This window comes from Ruegeria sp. CJ2 (assembly GCF_056536745.1).
In genome coordinates, this window is sequence record NZ_JBQFQF010000006.1 from 1 (window position 1) to 18,455 (window position 18,455).

Annotated in this window: 17 protein-coding genes; 13 read left to right on the forward strand and 4 right to left on the reverse strand. The window is 58.6% G+C overall.

Annotated elements, in window-relative coordinates:
• Window positions 1-454: 454 nt before the first annotated feature.
• Together ACR0MS_RS09990 and rpsD are read left to right on the forward strand one after the other, a co-directional pair.
• The gene (locus ACR0MS_RS09990) at window positions 455-949 is read left to right on the forward strand and encodes a hypothetical protein (RefSeq protein ID WP_480572689.1); all 495 of its coding nucleotides are present in this window, start codon (window positions 455-457) and stop codon (window positions 947-949) included.
• Window positions 950-1,148: 199 nt separating this feature from the next.
• Window positions 1,149-1,769, forward strand: coding sequence for a 30S ribosomal protein S4 (gene rpsD / locus ACR0MS_RS09995; RefSeq protein ID WP_170325974.1), 621 nt, complete (start codon window positions 1,149-1,151; stop codon window positions 1,767-1,769).
• A gap of 123 nt (window positions 1,770-1,892) precedes the next feature.
• Here rpsD and ACR0MS_RS10000 read toward each other — a convergent pair whose 3' ends face one another.
• Entirely contained in the window at window positions 1,893-2,354 is a 462-nt protein-coding gene (locus ACR0MS_RS10000; protein ID WP_480572687.1) for an Lrp/AsnC family transcriptional regulator, read from the reverse strand.
• A 102-nt stretch (window positions 2,355-2,456) separates the two neighbouring features.
• On the opposite strand from ACR0MS_RS10000, the gene ACR0MS_RS10005 reads away from it, so the two are divergent.
• From ACR0MS_RS10005 to ACR0MS_RS10020, 4 genes are all read left to right on the forward strand, one after another.
• Window positions 2,457-3,872, forward strand: coding sequence for an aminotransferase class V-fold PLP-dependent enzyme (locus ACR0MS_RS10005; protein WP_480572685.1), 1,416 nt, complete (start codon window positions 2,457-2,459; stop codon window positions 3,870-3,872).
• Between the two features lie 65 nt (window positions 3,873-3,937).
• Window positions 3,938-5,023 carry a histidinol-phosphate transaminase gene (gene hisC / locus ACR0MS_RS10010; protein ID WP_480572683.1) on the forward strand — a complete coding sequence of 362 codons (1,086 nt, stop codon included), beginning with the start codon at window positions 3,938-3,940 and terminating at the stop codon, window positions 5,021-5,023.
• The gene (locus ACR0MS_RS10015; protein WP_480572681.1) at window positions 5,020-5,940 is read left to right on the forward strand and encodes a prephenate/arogenate dehydrogenase family protein; all 921 of its coding nucleotides are present in this window, start codon (window positions 5,020-5,022) and stop codon (window positions 5,938-5,940) included. Before hisC ends, ACR0MS_RS10015 begins: the two co-directional genes overlap by 4 nt.
• Window positions 5,937-6,764, forward strand: a complete 828-nt coding sequence (locus tag ACR0MS_RS10020; RefSeq protein ID WP_480572679.1) for an extensin-like domain-containing protein — start codon at window positions 5,937-5,939, stop codon at window positions 6,762-6,764. The genes ACR0MS_RS10015 and ACR0MS_RS10020 overlap by 4 nt, the downstream gene beginning before the upstream one ends.
• Here the strand turns inward: ACR0MS_RS10020 and ACR0MS_RS10025 are convergent.
• Window positions 6,761-7,762, reverse strand: coding sequence for a DUF2125 domain-containing protein (locus tag ACR0MS_RS10025; protein ID WP_480572677.1), 1,002 nt, complete (start codon window positions 7,760-7,762; stop codon window positions 6,761-6,763). The genes ACR0MS_RS10020 and ACR0MS_RS10025 overlap by 4 nt on opposite strands.
• Window positions 7,763-7,829: 67 nt before the next feature.
• On the opposite strand from ACR0MS_RS10025, the gene ACR0MS_RS10030 reads away from it, so the two are divergent.
• The 4 genes from ACR0MS_RS10030 (at window position 7,830) to ACR0MS_RS10045 (ending at window position 11,900) form a co-directional block, all read left to right on the forward strand.
• Window positions 7,830-8,360, forward strand: coding sequence for a gamma-glutamylcyclotransferase (locus ACR0MS_RS10030; protein ID WP_480572675.1), 531 nt, complete (start codon window positions 7,830-7,832; stop codon window positions 8,358-8,360).
• A 70-nt stretch (window positions 8,361-8,430) separates the two neighbouring features.
• Window positions 8,431-9,612, forward strand: a complete 1,182-nt coding sequence (locus ACR0MS_RS10035) for a biopolymer transporter ExbB (RefSeq protein WP_171127019.1) — start codon at window positions 8,431-8,433, stop codon at window positions 9,610-9,612.
• 3 nt (window positions 9,613-9,615) lie between these two features.
• A complete protein-coding gene (locus ACR0MS_RS10040) occupies window positions 9,616-11,295 on the forward strand; it encodes a peptidoglycan -binding protein (RefSeq protein ID WP_480572672.1) in 1,680 nt (559 codons plus the stop codon).
• Entirely contained in the window at window positions 11,295-11,900 is a 606-nt protein-coding gene (locus tag ACR0MS_RS10045; RefSeq protein ID WP_480572670.1) for a histidine phosphatase family protein, read from the forward strand. The genes ACR0MS_RS10040 and ACR0MS_RS10045 overlap by 1 nt, the downstream gene beginning before the upstream one ends.
• Window positions 11,901-11,973: 73 nt before the next feature.
• On the opposite strand, the gene clpA is transcribed toward ACR0MS_RS10045, so the two are convergent.
• Together clpA and gloB are read right to left on the reverse strand one after the other, a co-directional pair.
• Window positions 11,974-14,298, reverse strand: a complete 2,325-nt coding sequence (gene clpA, locus ACR0MS_RS10050) for an ATP-dependent Clp protease ATP-binding subunit ClpA (RefSeq protein ID WP_480572668.1) — start codon at window positions 14,296-14,298, stop codon at window positions 11,974-11,976.
• Window positions 14,299-14,473: 175 nt separating this feature from the next.
• On the reverse strand, window positions 14,474-15,241 hold the full coding sequence (gene gloB / locus ACR0MS_RS10055; RefSeq protein ID WP_480572666.1) for a hydroxyacylglutathione hydrolase: 768 nt from the start codon (window positions 15,239-15,241) through the stop codon (window positions 14,474-14,476).
• Between the two features lie 62 nt (window positions 15,242-15,303).
• Between gloB and ACR0MS_RS10060 the strand changes: the two genes are divergently transcribed.
• The 3 genes from ACR0MS_RS10060 to atpA all read left to right on the forward strand — a co-directional run bounded on the left by ACR0MS_RS10060 (window position 15,304) and on the right by atpA (window position 18,451).
• Window positions 15,304-16,038 (forward strand): methyltransferase domain-containing protein, encoded by a 735-nt coding sequence (locus ACR0MS_RS10060; RefSeq protein ID WP_170385020.1) that lies wholly within the window; start codon window positions 15,304-15,306, stop codon window positions 16,036-16,038.
• A gap of 313 nt (window positions 16,039-16,351) precedes the next feature.
• Window positions 16,352-16,912 carry a F0F1 ATP synthase subunit delta gene (locus ACR0MS_RS10065; RefSeq protein WP_480572664.1) on the forward strand — a complete coding sequence of 187 codons (561 nt, stop codon included), beginning with the start codon at window positions 16,352-16,354 and terminating at the stop codon, window positions 16,910-16,912.
• Window positions 16,913-18,451 carry a F0F1 ATP synthase subunit alpha gene (gene atpA, locus ACR0MS_RS10070; RefSeq protein ID WP_480572662.1) on the forward strand — a complete coding sequence of 513 codons (1,539 nt, stop codon included), beginning with the start codon at window positions 16,913-16,915 and terminating at the stop codon, window positions 18,449-18,451.
• The last annotated feature ends 4 nt before the right edge of the window (window positions 18,452-18,455 follow it).

An 18,455-nucleotide genomic window follows, 5' to 3' on the forward strand; every position in this document is an offset into this window, starting at 1 on the left:
CAACCTGCCGTAACTTCGAGACAATCTCTTCGGGCTTCGGTCTCTTGTTTGCCATTCGTGGTCCTCCGTTTCCTAAACATAACGGTGGACCAGTTCAGTTGGGGAGGCTCAGACCTAGACCGCTCTATTGAGCGGTCTTTTTTGTTGCAAGTGATCTTTCACGTGGGCGGGAATGACCTTGTCGTATGGGCCATTCGGTAGCCGGATACTATGCATCCATTGTTTTTTCACTATTTTTGAGCGGTGATCTGTCTACGAGTGGGTTCTAATAGGTTGGTGCTTCATGACAATGGCCCTGTCGCTGGCGGGATAGTTTCCCGCTGGCGTCCAAAACCTGAATCTCTTTAGTCACAAATTTATGAACAGAATATTAACGTCTCTTTTCTGCCAGATTCTTCGCTGATAAGAACGACCACGTGAGCAGTGATTTGTTGAAGGGTGCGGGCGGTACAAGATGAGAGCCGGAGAAAACGGTCGTGTAGTCATTCAATGGAAGCAGACGGAACTCGATGGGCTCGAGGCCGCGCCGCTTTCTTTTCTGGATATCGGTGCAGCATGGTCTTGGCGGGGCCAGGCGATGTTCTTGGTCGACCCGGTTGAACAGGCGGGGTCGCACACAGTGGTTATGCCGAACCAGTTTCTGTCCATAGAGGATCTGGAACGGTCTGAGAAAGGCGTTGTCGTTCTGACCAACGGCGCGCGGGAATTCACGGGCGTGCTGTATTCGGTCCCGGGTGAGCCAGCGCCGGTTTTCGTTTTCGACAACGGATGCCCGGACCGCGATCAGGAATATTGGGTGAACGAGCTTGTCCAGTTGCGCCAGTACAGCGGCGAGGCTGTATCGGGCGGTGACCGAGTCGTCGCGTTTCCGGGTCGAAAGCACGTAAATGCAGATGGCCGCGCGCCTGCGCCTCTGCCTGCGGTGAATGCGGGTGCTGCGCTGGACTGAGCGACCGGCAAAAGGTTTCTGAAAACTCTGGTTATGTGTCAATCGGTGTGTTGACTCTGCCGCTTCTGCGGATATAAGCGCGGCTTCATTGGTGTTGGTGGCCCCCGCAAGGGGATGCCTGTCATGGGGGAGACCTCAAGAGGACAACGCCCTTCATAGTGGCCTGCATGGGCCTCGACCAGAACGAAGGAGATCAGCCGTGACCAAACGCACGTCTGCCAAGTACAAAATCGACCGCCGGATGGGTGAAAACATCTGGGGTCGTCCGAAATCCCCGATCAACCGTCGTGAATACGGCCCCGGCCAGCACGGTCAGCGCCGTAAGGGTAAACTGTCGGACTTCGGTCTGCAGCTGCGCGCCAAGCAGAAGCTGAAAGGCTACTATGGCGACCTGACCGAGAAGCAGTTCCGCCGCATCTACGCCGAAGCCGAGCGCGTCAAAGGCGACACCGGTGAAAACCTGATCGGTCTGCTGGAGCGCCGTCTGGACGCTGTTGTTTACCGCGCCAAGTTCGTGCCGACCGTATTTGCCGCACGTCAGTTCGTGAACCACGGCCATGTCAAAGTGAACGGCAAGCGGGTCAACATCCCCAGCTACCGCGTCAAAGAAGGCGACGTGATCGAAGTACGTGACAAGTCCAAGCAACTGGCTGTTGTTCTGGAAGCTGTCGCACTGGCCGAGCGTGATGTGCCTGACTACATCGACGCCGACCACTCGAAAATGACCGCAACCTTCGTTCGCGCACCGGGCCTGAGCGATGTGCCTTACCCGGTCATGATGGAACCGAACCTGGTCGTCGAATTCTACGCGAAGAACTAATCTTCGCCGATACACATGATCCAAAGGGCCGCGCTTTCAGCGCGGTCTTTTTTGTTTGTGGGGGCTCTGCCCCCGTCGCTGCGCGACTCCCCCGGGATATTTCTGGCCAGATGAAGAGGCGGATCAGATCGGCAGCGGTCGTCCTTCGGCAATAGCTTCCATCGCGAAATACGAGGTCACGCTGTCCAGCTCGACCTTTTCGATTAAACGCTGATAGACCTTGTCATAGGCCGCCATATCCTCGGTCACGACTTTCAACTGATAGTCATAATCCCCACCGATCCGGTGGAAATCCACCACTTCGGGGATGGTCAGAACGTGGCTTCGGAAAGATTGCAGCCATTCCGCAGAATGGTGCCGTGTGCGCATCATGACGAAGACAACCAGGTTCAGCCCCAGTTTCTCGCGCGAGATCCGGGCCGACGAGCCGGTGATTACCCCATCCTCGTTCAACGCCTTCAACCGTCGCCAACACGCGTTTTGCGACAGCCCGACACGATCCGCCAATTCCCGCTGCGACAGGGTTGCGTCCTTTTGAAGTTCGCGCAGTATTCGATTGTCAATTTGATCTATTTTTGTTGCCATTTCTAATCATATGACACAAAAATTTAGAAAACTACCGAAAGAATGGTGAAGTTTATTCGAGTAACCTCAATCATATTCGATGGTGCAATACGGAGCCATCAAATGACCTTGTCCCAATTTCGCACAGCATTAGAAGCCACCACTCCTATCTCAAGCCTGCGCGAAGGATTGATCGGAGAGAATGTTCTGATTCCGGGTCTGCATGGGGATGTTCCGCTGGTTTACGCGGATTACGTCGCCTCGGGTCGGGCGCTGCGGCAGGTCGAAGACTTTGTCGCGGAACAGGTGCTGCCCTTCTATGCAAACAGCCATACCGAGGCTTCCTATTGCGGGTCCTATATGACCCGTCTGCGCCGTGAGGCACGCGCAGAGATCGCCCGCATTGTTGGCGCCAAGGAAGAGGACGCGGTGATCTTCACCGGGGCCGGCGCCACTGCGGGTCTCAACCGGCTGGTCAGCCTGCTTGGTGTGGAGGCGGCTGACCGGCCGGTTGTATTTATCGGGCCATACGAACACCATTCCAACATTTTGCCCTGGCGTGAAAGCAAGGCGCGTGTGATCGAGATTCCAGAGGCACCTGAGGGCGGTGTCGACCTCGAAATATTAGAGCGGATGTTGGTAGATCATGCCGCGTCGGATTTGATCATCGGATCCTTCTCGGCGGCGTCAAACGTGACCGGCATCGTTACCGACCCGAATCCGGTAACGCGGCTGCTCAAATCTCATGGGGCCGTGTCCGTTTGGGATTATGCGGGGGGTGGGCCATACCTGCCGATGGATATGGGGCCTGCATATGCGCGCAAGGACGCCATCGTCGTTTCACCTCACAAATTTCCGGGCGGACCGGGTGCATCTGGCGTTTTGATCGTCAACAAGGCTGCGGTCAAACGCAACTGTCCCAGTTGGCCGGGCGGCGGTACGGTCAGCTTTGTCTCTCCGTGGCGGCACGATTACAGTGAGGACCTTGCCACGCGCGAGGAAGCGGGAACCCCGAACGTGATCGGGGACATCCGGGCTGCGCTGGCCTTTATCGTCAAGGATGTGGTCGGCACGGATGAGATTGCCAGACGGGAAGAGCGCTATAACCGAATGGCGCTGGCCGGGTGGGGCGACAACCCGAACCTGACCCTGCTGGGCGCGGATCATCCGCATCGGTTGCCGATCTATTCGTTCCTTGTACGTGACAACGCGGGCCATCCGGTTCATCAGCAACTCTTCACCCGGATGCTCAGCGACATCTACGGTATCCAAGCGCGCGGGGGCTGCGCCTGCGCCGGACCCTATGCGCATCGGTTGCTGGGTATCGACCAAGCGGCGTCCGAGGGGTTGCACGCCGCGCTGTCGGCAGGGGAAGAGATGAAGAAACCGGGTTGGGTGCGTCTGAACTTCTCATACCTGATGAGTGATGAGACGGTTCAGTTCATAATCGACAGCGTCAACGACCTGTCCCACCGGACCGAGGAATTTGCGCCTTACTACAACGCTGATCCGGCAACGGCCCGCTTCAAAGCGGCGTGACGGAATTGCCGCTTTTCTCAACGCGTTGAGACAGGTAAGAGAGGCTCCAATAAACGGAGCCTCTTATGACAAAGATCACCCCGCAACCCGGCATTATGGACATCGCGCTCTATCAGGGCGGTCAGTCGCATGTGGCCGGGGTCGAGCATGTGATCAAGCTGAGTTCCAATGAAAACCCGTTTGGTCCCAGCCCCAAGGCGATCGAGGCTGTGCGCGACAGTGCAGCCACCCTACATCGTTATCCCAGCACCGATCACGCCAGCCTGCGCGCTGCGATCGGCGCGCGTCATGAACTGGACCCCGCGCGGATCATTTGCGGTGTCGGTAGCGATGAGGTGCTGCAATTCGTGGCGCAAGCCTATGCGGGGCCAGGGGATGAGGTCATCTATACCGAGCATGGCTTTTCCATGTACCCGATCATCGCGCGGATGGCGGGGGCGATGCCGGTCATGGTGCCCGAGACGGACCGTCGCGTGGATGTCGACCATATTCTGGCGGCCGTAACCGAGCAAACACGGATCGTATTCGTGACCAACCCCGGCAATCCGACCTCGACCATGATCCCGGAGGCCGAGTTGGAGCGGCTGGCCGAGGCCTTGCCACAGTCCTGCCTGATGGTCATCGACGGGGCCTATGCCGAGTTCGTCGCGGATTTCGACGGTGGTGCCGCGCTGGTGGACCGGTTTGAGAATGTGATCATGACCCGGACGTTCTCCAAGATTTATGGGCTAGGCGGGATGCGCGTCGGTTGGGGCTATGCCGCGCAGTCGATCATCGACGTGCTAAATCGGGTACGCCAGCCCTTTAACCTATCGCTGACCGCGCTGGCTGCGGCGGAAGCCGCGATCAAGGACGAAGAGTATCTGGCCTTCTGTCATACGGAAAATACGCGTCTGCGGGTGTGGCTGTCCGACGAACTTGCTAAGGTCGGCGTACCGTCGGACGCGTCCAGCACCAACTTCATCCTCGCGCGGTTTCGCGATCAGGCCGAAGCAGAGGCATGTGACGATTACCTGAAATCACAGGGTTTGATCGTGCGCCGGGTTGCGGGGTACAACCTGCCGAACGCGTTGCGGATCACCGTGGGCGACGAAGACGCCTGCCGCCGCGTCGTCACGGCCATAACCGCATTCAAAGAGGGCGCCGCATGACCCAAGTTTACGACCGTGTTGCGCTGATCGGGCTGGGCCTGATTGCCTCTTCGATGTTCTGGGCAATCAAACGCGCTGGTCTGGCGGGCGAGGTGACGGGTTATGCCCGTTCAGAGGCGACGCGCGACACGGCGCGCAAGATTGGCTTGTGTGATCGGGTGTGTGACACCGCACAAGAGGCGGTCGAAGGGGCTGATCTGGTCGTTCTCTGTGTGCCGGTCGGCGCGATGGGCGCGGTAGCCGCCGATATCGCGCCAGTATTGAAGCCGGGTGCGACCGTATCGGATGTAGGCTCGGTCAAACGGCATGTCATTGAGGCTGTGTCGCCGCACATCCCCGACGGCGTGCATTTCATCCCCGCGCATCCCCTGGCGGGAACCGAGCATTCCGGCCCCGAAGCCGGTTTTGCAGAGTTGTTTGATAACCGCTGGTGTCTGTTGGTCCCGGTCGAAGGCACCGACCCCGACGCCGTCGCGCATTTGCGTGCGCTGTGGGAGGGGATGGGCTCCAACGTGGATGAGATGGACGCGGATCACCACGATCTGGTTCTGGCCGTGACCTCGCACGCGCCGCACCTGATCGCCTATACGATGGTCGGTGTGGCGGATGACTTGCGCCGGGTGACCGATAGCGAAGTCATCAAGTATTCGGCCGCCGGTTTTCGGGATTTCACGCGGATTGCGGCGTCGGACCCGACCATGTGGCGCGATGTGTTCCTGACCAACAAGGACGCAACGCTGGAAATTCTTGGCCGCTTTACCGAGGAGCTTTTCGCCCTGCAGCGGGCTATTCGTACCGGTGACGGGGATCAGTTGTTTGACTATTTCACCCGGACCCGCGCGATCCGCCGTGGGATCATTGACGCGGGGCAGGATACGGATGCCCCGGATTTCGGACGGGGGAAAGCAGGCTCATGATAGGCGTCCAAAGGGTTCTGGCGGTTGGAATTGTGGCGCTCAGCGCCTCGCTTTCGAACGCGGCCCCTTTGGAACATTCTCTGATCCCTATGATGCGACCCTCTGCGACCCCGGTCCTGGCCTTTGCAAGCCCAACCCCGTCCAAGATGCGCCCCGAATTGCGCCCCGTTTCGGCACAGGTTCTGGCGGTCGCGGCACGTCCGGTAGATGTGCCGACGCTAGGGCCAGATACGTCCCTGATGCCCTATCTGCGCCCAAAAGCGCTGGAACAGGAGGCGTTGTTCAAAAAGCGCAAGCTTCGCAAAGGGTCAGTCTGTGGTGATATTCAAATACAGGGCAAGGCCGTTGGTAAGGTTCCCGGCAAGATCAAGGCCTGCGGGATCAAGGATGCGGTTCAGATCACGTCCATCTCGGGTGTTGCGTTAAGTCGCCCGTCGACAATGGATTGTGGCACGGCGATCGCCTTGAATGAATGGGTCGACAAGACGGTCATTCCAACCTTCAAGCGGCGCGGTCCCGTGGTCGAACTGCAAGTTGCGGCCCACTATGCCTGCCGGACCCGCAACAACCAAAAGGGCGCGCGTATCTCTGAACACGGAAAGGGGCGCGCGATAGATATCTCGGGCTTCAAGATGGCAGACGGAGAAGTCGTGACCGTGCTGAACGGCTGGCGCAAGAATCCCTCGCAAAAACAGTTGATCAAGGTCTGGCGCGGCGCGTGCGGACCGTTTGGCACGGTACTGGGGCCAAATTCAGACCGGTATCACCGCGATCATTTCCACTTGGACACAGCGCGCCATCGCCGTGGGGCGTACTGCCGTTAGCGCAGGATCAGGCGCGGTGCGGGTCCAAGGGGCAATGGACCCAGGGCAACAAACCCGTCGCGGAAATTCAACTGCATATCCAGTGCATTGGGATTGCCCCCAAGCCCGGCCATGAAATTCAAGGCGCGCGTTACCGGGCTGACGGCCTGATCGGGCAGGGCGCCTGCGGCATTGGCCATAGCGACCATGTCCCGCCAATTCTCGGCCTTGATTGCGATTTCGCCGGTTGGAATGCCCTGACCGTCAACATCCAGTTGCCCAGCCGCGAACAGACGCAACGCACCCCATTTCATCTCCGCCAGATGGAGGTCGATCTTGACCGGCTGGGGCCTGCTTTGTTCAAGCGCCGAGCGATCCCAGACTTTATCGAAGGTGGTTGTCATGTCCAATTCCAACGTCTCGAATGACTGGGGCAGGGTGGTTGCAGAACGCATGAGATCGCGCAGGTCGTCACCAGGGGTAAAGCCATCAATTCGCGCGCTGATGTTGTAAGCTTCCGACAGATCGGTTTGCTCCATGACGAGGCCAAGCGTTTCGCCACCCGCCAATTCCTCGGCTTCGTCCTTGATGGACCATGGTCCTGCTGTCAGTGCCATCTTTTCCAGCACGAGGGCCACGCCGGGTTGCAATTGCAGCTCTGCCTGAAGGTCATCGGCCTGAATTGTTGAAGTCTGATCGAAGTAGGACAGGCGCTGCGGCGCGTCGGCGAACCGCAGCATCTGACGACCCGGCCAGATTGCGGGGCTTTGAAATTCGATCCAATCCGCGCTCCAGGCGGTTCCGTTAACGGGATCGGCCAGGGCCGGATTGTTCAGGCGCGTGACGTGATGCGTGGGGTAGCCCGCCGTTTCAACGGCTGAGAAATCCGCCTGCCAGCCCATCTCCTCCTGCTTGTCGAACCAGGTTGTGATTGCGTTGCGCAGCCCATAACCGGCGATGAACCAGTACGCGCTCCAGATCACGATTACGAAAATGACTGCTCTGATCAAACCGCGCATGGCAGTTGGCCCTTTTTCCCGCCTTGGAATTGATGTTTATAGGCGCAAACGGGCAAGGACCAGTACAATGACAATGTGGGTATTCGGATATGGGTCGCTGTTGTGGAATCCCGGCTTTCCCGTGGCCCGAAGCGAACACGCCACCTTGCACGGCTATGCACGTTCCTTTTGCATGAGTTCGATCCATCATCGCGGGACAGAAGAAGACCCGGGGCTGGTTCTGGCTTTGGACGAACAGACCGACGCGAATTGCACTGGTCTGGCCCTTGCAGTTGAGGCGGGGCACGAGGACCGCACGTTGCAAGAACTGCGCGACCGTGAACTGATCTCATCAGCCTATGTCGAGAAAATGTTGGAGGTTCATCTGCACGACGGGCAGGTCGTAACGGCGGTGACCTATGTCATCGACCCGGACCATGTGCAGTACTGCGGAGGGATGCCGCTGGAGGAGCAGGCACAGATCATCGCGCATGCTGTCGGGGGGCGTGGTCCGAATACGGAATACCTCTATAATACGGCAGAACACCTGACCGAGATTGGCCTGCACGATCCTGATCTTGAGTGGTTGGCGCAACGGGTGCGGACCATTACCGCATAAACCCTTGGCGTCACCGGCGGAATTTCGCTAGATTCAGCGTGGAGCAGGAAAAAAACCGGGAACCACGCGCATGGCGCAGGCACATCAGGGCGCGAGACCGCATTTCTCGCAACCCATTCGCCAGATCGTAACGATGCTGGTCGCGATTGGTTTGGCGGGGCTGGGCGTTTTCATGGCGACGCCGTATGTCCTGCCGGTCTTTTACGCAAACCCTTACCTGAACGGGTTCATCCTGCTGGTCTTTGTGGTCGGTGTCTTTGCCTGTTTTTATCAGGTCACCCAGTTGATCGGCTCGGTCCGGTGGATCGAGGCGTTTGTTGGCGGTGTCGTGCGCGAAGATGCCCGCACCCCGCAACTTTTGGCACCCTTGGCGTCGTTGCTGCGCGAGCGGGGGGCACGGTCTCAGATCAGTTCCAGCTCGACACGATCCATTCTGGATTCGGTGGCCGAACGGGTGGAAGAAGAACGTGAGATCACAAGGTACATCACCAACGTGCTGATTTATCTGGGTCTTCTGGGAACATTCTTTGGGTTGGCGACCACGGTTCCAGCCATTGTGGACACAATCCGCAGCCTCAATCCGCAAGAGGGTGAAGAGGGTCTCGCTGTGTTCAACCGCCTCATGGTCGGACTGGAATCGCAGTTGCAGGGTATGGGCGTAGCCTTCGGATCCTCGCTGTTGGGGCTGGCCGGATCGCTGATCGTGGGTCTGCTCGAGCTTTTTGCGGGTCACGGGCAAAACCGGTTTTATCGCGAACTGGAGGAATGGCTGTCCTCGATCACGCGCGTCGGGTTTGCCGCTGGCGATGAAGGCAGCAGCGCAGAGCTGGCAGTTCTGACCCCGGTTCTGGACACGATGTCAGAGCAGATGAACGCACTGCAGGACCTTTTTTCAGCGCAGGAACGCGACCGTGTTGAGCTGTCAGCCAAGCTGGGTCAACTGGTCGACGTGATTGGTGACATGAACCAGCGGCAATCCGAAAGCGAAGGCGTGACGGCTGCGTTGGAACGCGTCGCGCTGGGGCAGGATGCCTTGCTTGATCATATGCGCGAGCAAGGGACAGGCGACGGTATAGATGCCGAAAGCCGGATGCGCCTGCGGTCCATGGACGTGCAACTGCTGCGAATACTCGAAGAGATTTCGGCTGGCCGTCAGGAAAGCATGAGCGAATTGCGCAAAGATATCGAGTTGCTGGTCAAAGCGCTCACACTCCCCCGAGGCGCCGTGCGTACCGCTCCGGAAGGAGAGTAAGCCATGGCGCTGTCCCGTCGCACTGGTCAACGGTTCCAGGGGTCGGTCTGGCCCGGATTTGTGGACGCGATTACCGGGTTGTTGATGGTGCTGACATTCGTGCTGACCATTTTCATGGTCGTGCAGTTTGTCTTGCGCGAAACGATCTCGGGACAAGAGGATGAACTGACGGCGTTGTCTGATGAAATAGCGGCGCTGGCCGGTGCTTTGGGCTTGGAAGAGCGCGAGAATAGCCGCTTGCAGGCAAGGCTCGGGGCGTTGAATTCGACGTTGTCGCAGGTCGAAACCGAGCTTGTTCAAGCCCAGATTCGCCTAACGGATTTCGAAGATCAGGTCACGGCGTTACTGGCGGAACAGGAACGGGCGGAAGGCGCCATTGCGGGGCTTGAGGCCGAGCGTGACGAATTGCTGACCGAGCAAGACGCGTTGAATCTGGCGCTTGCCCAAAGCCGCGCCGAAATCGACGAACAGACCGAGGCCGCGCGCCTTGCCGCAGCCCGGCGTGAGGCGCTTGAGGCGCTGATCGCTGATCTTGAGCAAAGCGAAGCCGCGCAATCTGCACTGATCACCGAACTTGAGGATCAGCTGAGCGCCGAGGAAGCCGCAAGACTGGCCGAAGCCGCCGCTGCCGAAAATCTGCGCAACAGGCTGCAAGACGCTGACGCGGAACTGACGGCCATGACGCTGGCGCTTGAGGCGCAGCGCAAAGAGGCAGAGGATACGCTGACCCTTCTGGCCGCCGCGCAAGCTGCAAAGGCTGAACTGGAGCGGCAGTTTGGAGAGTTGAGCTCGCAGGACCTGCAAGCCCGGCTTGAGGCGGCGTTGGCCGCACAGACCGAAGCGCAGGCCGAGGCGCAGACGCAGCGCACTCTGGCTGAAGAACGCGCAGCCCTGCTTGCGGTCGCGCGTGAAACCCTTTCGGTCGAGCAGACAATTTCAGAAAAAGCCCAGCGTGAGGCGGCCTTGTTGAATCAGCAAATGGCTGCTTTGCGACAGCAACTGGGTGGGCTACAGGCTTTGCTTGACGACTATGAAGAGCGCAATGCGGCTGCGGATATCCAGATCCAGTCACTGGGTCAGGATTTGAACGCCGCCCTCGCGCGCGCCGCGTCAGAGGAACGCCGCCGCCGCTTGCTGGAGGAAGCGGAGCGCGCCCGTTTGGAAGCCGAAGCTGAGGCATTGTCAGGTCAGAACGAAGAACTGGTGGCCCAAGCCGAAGATTTGCAACGCTATCGCTCAGAGTTCTTTGGCCGGCTGCGCGATGTTTTGGGCGATCAGGCAGGTGTTCGAATCGAAGGTGACCGGTTCGTATTTTCGTCCGAGGTTCTTTTTGACACAGGCTCGGCCGTGTTGTCAGGGGAAGGGCAGTTGGAGGTTGCCAAGGTTGCGAATATTCTGCGTACCGTGGCCGCCGAGATCCCGGAAGGCTTGAATTGGGTTATCCGCGTCGATGGCCACACGGATAACGTGCCACTGGCCGGAACAGGGCGTTACCGCGATAACTGGGAGTTGAGCCAGGGGCGGGCCTTATCGGTTGTGCGTTACATGGTCGAGGCGCTGGGTATCCCACCAAACCGGCTGGCTGCAAACGGCTTTGGCGAGTTCCAGCCGGTCAACCCCGCCGACACGCCTGAGGCCCGCGCTCAGAACCGTCGGATCGAATTGAAGCTGACCGAACGGTAATGGGCCTGTCCAAGGGGCGCGTCGCCCGATACCTGACACATCCGCAGGTTTCGATTGATCCTACAGTCGACGTGACACGCTGGTCGTTAAACGAAACAGGCAAAACTCGGGTAATGCGCTTGGTTGAGAACCTAGGGGCATTGAAACATACCACGCGTATTGTCAGCAGTCTGGAGGTCAAGGCCAAGGAAACGGCTCAGCCCTTCGCCGACGCGCTGGGGATTGAGGTCGAGTTGAACCCCGAGATGCATGAGAATGACCGTTCAAGCACGGGTTTTCTGCCGCCTGACGAATTCGAAGACGTCGCCGATCAATTCTTTGCTCAGCCAGAGTGTTCAGTACGGGGATGGGAACGGGCCATTGATGCACAGGCGCGAATTTTGAACGCGGTGAAGGCGTGTTTGTCCGGCGGTGATGGCGGCGACATTCTGTTTGTTGGTCACGGAGGTGTGGGAACTTTGCTTTATTGCGCCTTGTCCTGCCTGCCGATTGACCGCCGCTATGATCAGGGCCCGGGCGGAGGGGGAAACTGGTTTCCGTTCAGCCTTGATCAAATGAAACCGCTGCAAGGCTGGCAGTCAATGGAGACGTTGTCAGGGCTTTAACTGTGCTGCCACAGGTTAGAAAAAGCCCGCCAATCAGAAGATGGCGGGCTTTGTGTCAGTGTTTGTGGAATTCTCAGTCCGCTGTCAGCAACGGTGGCTTGTCGCCCGGAATGCGCGGCTGATCGGGGCCGAGAATTTCGAGATTCAGATCACCCTTCTTGACCGAGACACGGACCACGCCGCCCTTGGCCAGCTTGCCGAACAGCAGTTCCTCGGCCAGAGGTTTCTTGATGTGCTCTTGAATGACCCGGCCCAGCGGACGCGCGCCCATCTTGTCATCATAACCCTTGTCAGCCAGCCATTCGGCCGCTTTGGGCGTCAGGTCGATGGTCACGTTGCGATCCAGCAACTGGGCCTCAAGCTGCAGGACGAATTTCTCGACAACCTGCAGAATGACCTCTTTCGGCAGCGGCGCGAAGGAGATTACGGCGTCCAAACGATTGCGGAACTCTGGCGTAAAGGTCCGTTCGATCGCGGCGGTGTCTTCCCCTTCGCGGCGATCCCGTCCAAAGCCGATGGCGGCCTTGGCTTGTTCTTGCGCACCGGCGTTCGAGGTCATGATCAGAACCACGTTGCGGAAATTCACCGTGCGGCCGTTATGATCAGTCAGCTCACCGTGATCCATCACCTGCAACAGGATGTTGAACACATCCGGGTGCGCTTTCTCGATTTCGTCCAGCAGCAGCACGCAATGCGGGTGCTGGTCGACACCGTCGGTCAGCAAGCCACCTTGGTCAAACCCGACATAGCCCGGAGGCGCGCCGATCAGACGGGATACCGCGTGTTTCTCCATGTATTCCGACATATCGAAACGCAGCAGTTCCACACCCAGCGTATCCGCCAACTGTTTCGCGACCTCGGTTTTACCCACACCGGTCGGACCGGCGAACAGGTAGTTGCCGATGGGTTTCTCAGGCTCACGCAGACCGGCCCGGGCCAGTTTAATCGCGCTGGAGAGCGCAACGATGGCGTCATCCTGTCCGAACACCACCCGCTTCAGCGAGGCTTCAAGGTCTTTCAGAACCTCGGCATCGTCCTTGGTGACATTCTTGGGCGGAATACGGGCGATCTTGGCCACGACAGCCTCGATTTCCTTGACGCCGATCGTCTTGCGGCGCTTGCTTTCCGCGACCAGATGCTGTGCGGCACCGGCCTCATCAATCACGTCGATGGCTTTGTCGGGCAGTTTGCGGTCGTTGATATAACGCGCAGAAAGCTCGACGGCTGTCTTGATCGCGTCGGCGGTGTATTTGATCTCGTGATGCTTCTCGAAATAGGGTTTCAGACCGCGCAGGATTTTCACGCTGTCTTCGACCGAAGGCTCATTCACGTCGATCTTCTGGAACCGGCGGCTCAGCGCGCGGTCCTTTTCAAAATGCTGGCGGAACTCTTTATACGTGGTCGAGCCCATCGTACGCAGCTTGCCACCCTGCAACGCAGGTTTCAGCAGGTTCGACGCATCCATCGCGCCACCCGACGTGGCACCGGCACCGATCACGGTGTGAATTTCGTCAATGAACAGCACCGCATCGGGGTGATCTTCCAATTCGGTCACGACCGCTTTCAGACGTTCCTCGAAATCGCCGCGATAGCGGGTGCCCGCCAACAGCGCGCCCATGTCCAGAGAATAGATCGTGGTTTCCGACAGAACGTCCGGCGCTTCGCCCGCGACGATCTTGTGGGCCAACCCTTCGGCGATGGCGGTTTTGCCCACGCCCGGATCACCCACCAGCAGCGGGTTGTTCTTGCGGCGGCGGCACAGAACCTGAATGCAGCGTTCAACCTCGTCGGCTCGGCCGATCAGCGGGTCAACATCACCTGCGCGCGATTTTGCGTTCAGATCAACGCAGTATTTCCCAAGCGCGCTTTCTTTCTGTTCGCCTTCTCCGGCGTTTGACTGAACTTCCTCTTCGACCTGATCCGCGCCGGAAACCGACCGGTTCTCGCCATAGGCGGGGTCTTTGGCGACGCCGTGCGCGATGAAATTCACCGCGTCATAGCGGGTCATGTCCTGTTCTTGCAGGAAATAAGCCGCATTGCTTTCGCGTTCAGCGAAAATCGCAACCAGCACGTTGGCACCGGTTACTTCGGTCCGGCCCGAGCTTTGGACGTGGATCGCGGCGCGTTGGATCACGCGCTGGAAGGCTGCCGTCGGAACGGCTTCGGACCCGTCGATATCCGTGACAAGGTTCGACAGGTCTTCGTCGATGAATTCGACCAGAGTACTGCGCAGCTCATCCAGATCGACGCTGCAGGCTTTCATGACGCGGATGGCATCAGGCTCTTCCAACAGCGCCAGCAACAGATGCTCCAGCGTTGCAAATTCATGTCGCCGTTCGTTCGCAGCAGCCAAGGCCGCGTGAATGGCTTGTTCTAATGTGCTCGAGAATGAAGGCACGCGGGTGCTCCTCTGTCTTGGGTCGGAAGGGGCGCGGGCTTTAGGCCGGATCCCCATCCCAACCATGTCCTCATACTATTAGAGTTTGGTTGATCGCGGCCCGGCTTCAAGGGTTTTCTTTCACTTGACAGTCACATTTATTGTGACCGTGGCCGTGAAGAGCGCGAAATAAGCACTAGAAGCGGTCTTTTCTAGCCCGGATTTCTGCAAAAACTGCGGCAGGATCGGCATTTTCCATCCCAAGATGCGCCTGAATCGCTGGATCAGCGGCGCGAAGGAACGGATTTGTGGCCTTTTCCAGCGCCAAAGTGGACGGCACGGTTGGCTCTCCGGCGGCGCGGGCGCGTGCGATATCTTCGACACGGTCCTGCAATGCCGCGTTATCAGGATCGACAGTTACTGCGAATTTCCCGTTGGACTGCGTGTATTCGTGACCGGAACAAATCAGTGTGTCGTCGGGCAGGGCGGCCAGTTTCGACAGCGAAGCCCACATTTGCGGCGCGGTGCCTTCGAACAGACGGCCGCATCCAAGGGCCATGAGGCTATCTGCGGTGAAAACGACGGAACTCTGCGGCATGTAGTAAGCGATATGCCCGACCGTGTGACCCGAGACATCCATGACCTGAACGGGCTCTCCACCAACCTCAAATTGGTCGCCCTCGCCAACCTGCTGATCCAGCGGCGGCAGGCGATGCGCGTCAGCGGCGGCCCCGATCACCTTGGCCGGATGTTTTTCGAGAATGGCGGGCAGGCCATCCACATGGTCGAAATGATGGTGTGTCAACAATACGTGACTAAGGGTCCACCCGCGTTTTTCCAGCTCGGCCAGAATGGGACCGGCTTCTGGCGCGTCGATCAATGCGGTGTTGCCGCTTTCGGCGTCATGGGCCAAAAAAGCGTAGTTATCGCTGAGACATGGGATGGTGACGATCTCAAGAGGCATGGCCTTTTGCCCTTTCGTTGCTAGACTGCGCCGAAGCTAAGCCGATTGACCGGGTGTCCGCAATGCATCTTGATGTGCAGGATCTGAGGAACTTTTACTACCGCAGCACCCTGGGCCGTGCGGCGCAGGCTGCAATCCGCGGACGTTTGACGGATTTATGGCCCGAAGCCAAAGGGCAAACCGTGGTTGGATTCGGCTTTGCCGTTCCATTGCTGCGGCCTTATCTGACCGAAGCGCGGCGTGTGATCGGTTTGATGCCCGGGCCGCAGGGGGTGATGCCCTGGCCTGCCGGGATGCCCAACGTGTCAGTCCTGACGGAAGAGACGCTTTGGCCGATTGAAACGGGTCATGTCGACAAGCTGGTCGTTATGCACGGGCTTGAGACATCACAGCGCCCCAGCGAATTGCTGGATGAATGCTGGCGCGTATTGGGGCCCGGAGGTCGGGCATTCTTTATCGTGCCCAACCGGGCCGGGCTATGGTCGCGGACCGACCGCACCCCCTTTGGATTTGGACGGCCTTATTCAGCGTCGCAGCTTGAAAGCCAGCTCAAGTCGCATCACTTCATCCCGGAAAACCACTGCTCGGCCCTGTATCTGCCGCCATCCTTCCGCCGGTTCTGGCTGAAATCCGGAAGTTTGATCGAAAAAACCGGACAACGCCTGCCGACGATCATGGCGGGTGGGGTGCTAATGGTCGAGGTGACCAAACATATCCGGCCACCCAGCGGCAGTGTCACAAAAGACACGGAACGGCGTCCGATCAAGGCGCTTGATGGCCTGTTGAAACCGGCCTAGGCCGCGCCAAGTATTTAACGCGACGTCAGACGCAGAAATTGCGGCAAAAAGGCCGCAGGAATCGCAAAAACCTACACTTTGGTAACATTTTTCGCGCCCCTCAGCCGGACAAAAGGGTCGCACCTTACGTAAGTATTTGAAATAGAACATTTTGTGGATAACGCGGGGGGGATTATAACGTATTGCTAGGTTGGTTCGGCTCTGCTACATCCCCGGTGATTTTGATCCCCGACCGCATGGGCGGGGTTTCTTCACGCCCCCGGGGTAGCGGCCGCTACGCGAATTCGGGGCCTCAAATATCGGAAGGGTGGACGTGTCCGAACCAGCTTCGATTTCCACTGGCATTGCCGAGCGCTATGCCACTGCGATCTTCGAGATCGCCAAAGAGAATAATGACCTTGCAGGTCTGGAAACCGGAATCAACGATTTGGCAGCAGCATTGGGCGACAGCGCCGAACTGCGCGACCTGATTGCTTCACCTCTGGTTTCGCGCGCCGAACAGGAAGGCGCCATTACTGCGGTTGCCGACAAAATGGGTCTGAACGCCATCCTGCGCAATACGCTGGGACTGATGGCGCAGAAGCGCCGCCTGTTTGTTGTGCCCCAGCTGATCCAAGTTCTGCGTGACATGCTGGCCGAAGAGCGTGGCGAAGTGACCGCCGATGTCGCCTCGGCTAAGGCGCTGACCAAGACACAGATGGAAAAACTGTCCAAGACGCTGTCCGAGCGTGTGGGCAAGACCGTGACAATCAATGCGACCGTTGATGAAAGTCTCATCGGCGGTCTTGTCGTTAAAGTGGGTTCGAAAATGATCGACAGTTCGATCCGTTCGAAGCTGAACTCCCTACAGAATGCAATGAAAGAGGTCGGATAAATGGGAATCCAAGCTGCAGAGATTTCTGCAATCCTGAAGGACCAGATCAAGAATTTTGGTCAGGAAGCCGAAGTAGCCGAAATCGGCCGCGTGCTGAGCGTCGGTGACGGTATCGCCCGCGTATACGGCCTGGACAATGTGCAAGCCGGTGAGATGGTCGAATTCCCCGGCGGCATCATGGGCATGGCCCTGAACCTGGAAAGCGACAACGTGGGTGTCGTTATCTTCGGGTCTGACCGTGACATCAAAGAAGGTGACACTGTCAAGCGCACCAACTCGATCGTGGACGTTCCAATCGGTGACGAGCTGCTGGGCCGCGTTGTTGACGGTCTGGGCAACCCGCTGGACGGCAAAGGCCCGATCAATGCCTCCAAGCGTGGCGTTGCAGACGTCAAAGCCCCTGGCATCATCCCGCGTAAATCGGTGCACGAGCCGATGGCAACCGGCCTGAAATCGGTTGACGCGATGATCCCGATTGGCCGTGGCCAGCGAGAGCTGATCATTGGCGACCGTCAGACTGGTAAAACCGCTGTGGCTCTGGACACCATCCTGAACCAGAAAGTTTACAACGACGCAGCAGGCGACGACGAGTCGAAGAAACTGTATTGCATCTACGTGGCTGTTGGTCAGAAGCGTTCGACCGTTGCGCAGCTGGTGAAGAAGCTGGAAGAGTCCGGCGCGATTGAATATTCGATCGTTGTCGCCGCAACCGCGTCCGACCCGGCACCAATGCAGTTCCTGGCGCCTTACTCGGCGACCGCGATGGCGGAATACTTCCGCGACAACGGCCGCCACGCGCTGATCATCTATGATGACCTGTCGAAACAGGCTGTGTCCTATCGTCAGATGTCGCTGCTGCTGCGCCGCCCGCCCGGACGTGAAGCTTACCCGGGTGACGTTTTCTATCTCCACTCGCGCCTGTTGGAGCGTTCGGCGAAGCTGAACGAAGATTTCGGCGCGGGATCGCTGACCGCTCTTCCGGTTATCGAAACTCAGGGTGGTGACGTTTCGGCGTTTATTCCGACCAACGTGATTTCGATCACCGACGGTCAGATCTTCCTGGAAACCGAACTGTTCTATCAGGGCATCCGTCCTGCTGTGAACACCGGTCTGTCGGTTTCGCGTGTGGGCTCCTCGGCTCAGACTGACGCGATGAAATCGGTTGCTGGTCCGGTGAAACTGGAACTGGCGCAGTACCGCGAAATGGCGGCCTTTGCTCAGTTTGGCTCGGACCTCGACGCCGCGACCCAGCAGTTGCTGAACCGTGGTGCGCGCCTGACCGAACTGATGAAACAGCCGCAGTACTCGCCGCTGACCAACGCGGAAATCGTCTGCGTTATCTTTGCGGGCACCAACGGTTACCTCGACAAGATCGACGTCTCGGATGTTGGCCGTTATGAGGCTGGTCTGCTGGCGCATCTGCGCGGCAAACATGCTGACCTGCTGAAGTGGATCACCGACGAAGATCCGAAGATCAAGGGTGACGCGTCCGACAAGATCAAGGCAGCGATCGACGAATTTGCCGCGACCTTCGCGTAACGGG

Excerpts from the sequence above, each read along its gene's own strand:
- ACR0MS_RS09990 (WP_480572689.1), top strand. The coding sequence starts at position 455 with ATGAGAGCCGGAGAAAACGGTCGTGTAGTCATTCAATGGAAGCAGACG.
- ACR0MS_RS10000 (WP_480572687.1), bottom strand. The coding sequence starts at position 2,354 with ATGGCAACAAAAATAGATCAAATTGACAATCGAATACTGCGCGAACTT.
- ACR0MS_RS10005 (WP_480572685.1), top strand. The coding sequence starts at position 2,457 with ATGACCTTGTCCCAATTTCGCACAGCATTAGAAGCCACCACTCCTATC.
- hisC (WP_480572683.1), top strand. The coding sequence starts at position 3,938 with ATGACAAAGATCACCCCGCAACCCGGCATTATGGACATCGCGCTCTAT.
- ACR0MS_RS10015 (WP_480572681.1), top strand. The coding sequence starts at position 5,020 with ATGACCCAAGTTTACGACCGTGTTGCGCTGATCGGGCTGGGCCTGATT.
- ACR0MS_RS10020 (WP_480572679.1), top strand. The coding sequence starts at position 5,937 with ATGATAGGCGTCCAAAGGGTTCTGGCGGTTGGAATTGTGGCGCTCAGC.
- ACR0MS_RS10025 (WP_480572677.1), bottom strand. The coding sequence starts at position 7,762 with ATGCGCGGTTTGATCAGAGCAGTCATTTTCGTAATCGTGATCTGGAGC.
- ACR0MS_RS10030 (WP_480572675.1), top strand. The coding sequence starts at position 7,830 with ATGACAATGTGGGTATTCGGATATGGGTCGCTGTTGTGGAATCCCGGC.
- ACR0MS_RS10035 (WP_171127019.1), top strand. The coding sequence starts at position 8,431 with ATGGCGCAGGCACATCAGGGCGCGAGACCGCATTTCTCGCAACCCATT.
- ACR0MS_RS10040 (WP_480572672.1), top strand. The coding sequence starts at position 9,616 with ATGGCGCTGTCCCGTCGCACTGGTCAACGGTTCCAGGGGTCGGTCTGG.
- ACR0MS_RS10045 (WP_480572670.1), top strand. The coding sequence starts at position 11,295 with ATGGGCCTGTCCAAGGGGCGCGTCGCCCGATACCTGACACATCCGCAG.
- gloB (WP_480572666.1), bottom strand. The coding sequence starts at position 15,241 with ATGCCTCTTGAGATCGTCACCATCCCATGTCTCAGCGATAACTACGCT.
- ACR0MS_RS10060 (WP_170385020.1), top strand. The coding sequence starts at position 15,304 with ATGCATCTTGATGTGCAGGATCTGAGGAACTTTTACTACCGCAGCACC.
- atpA (WP_480572662.1), top strand. The coding sequence starts at position 16,913 with ATGGGAATCCAAGCTGCAGAGATTTCTGCAATCCTGAAGGACCAGATC.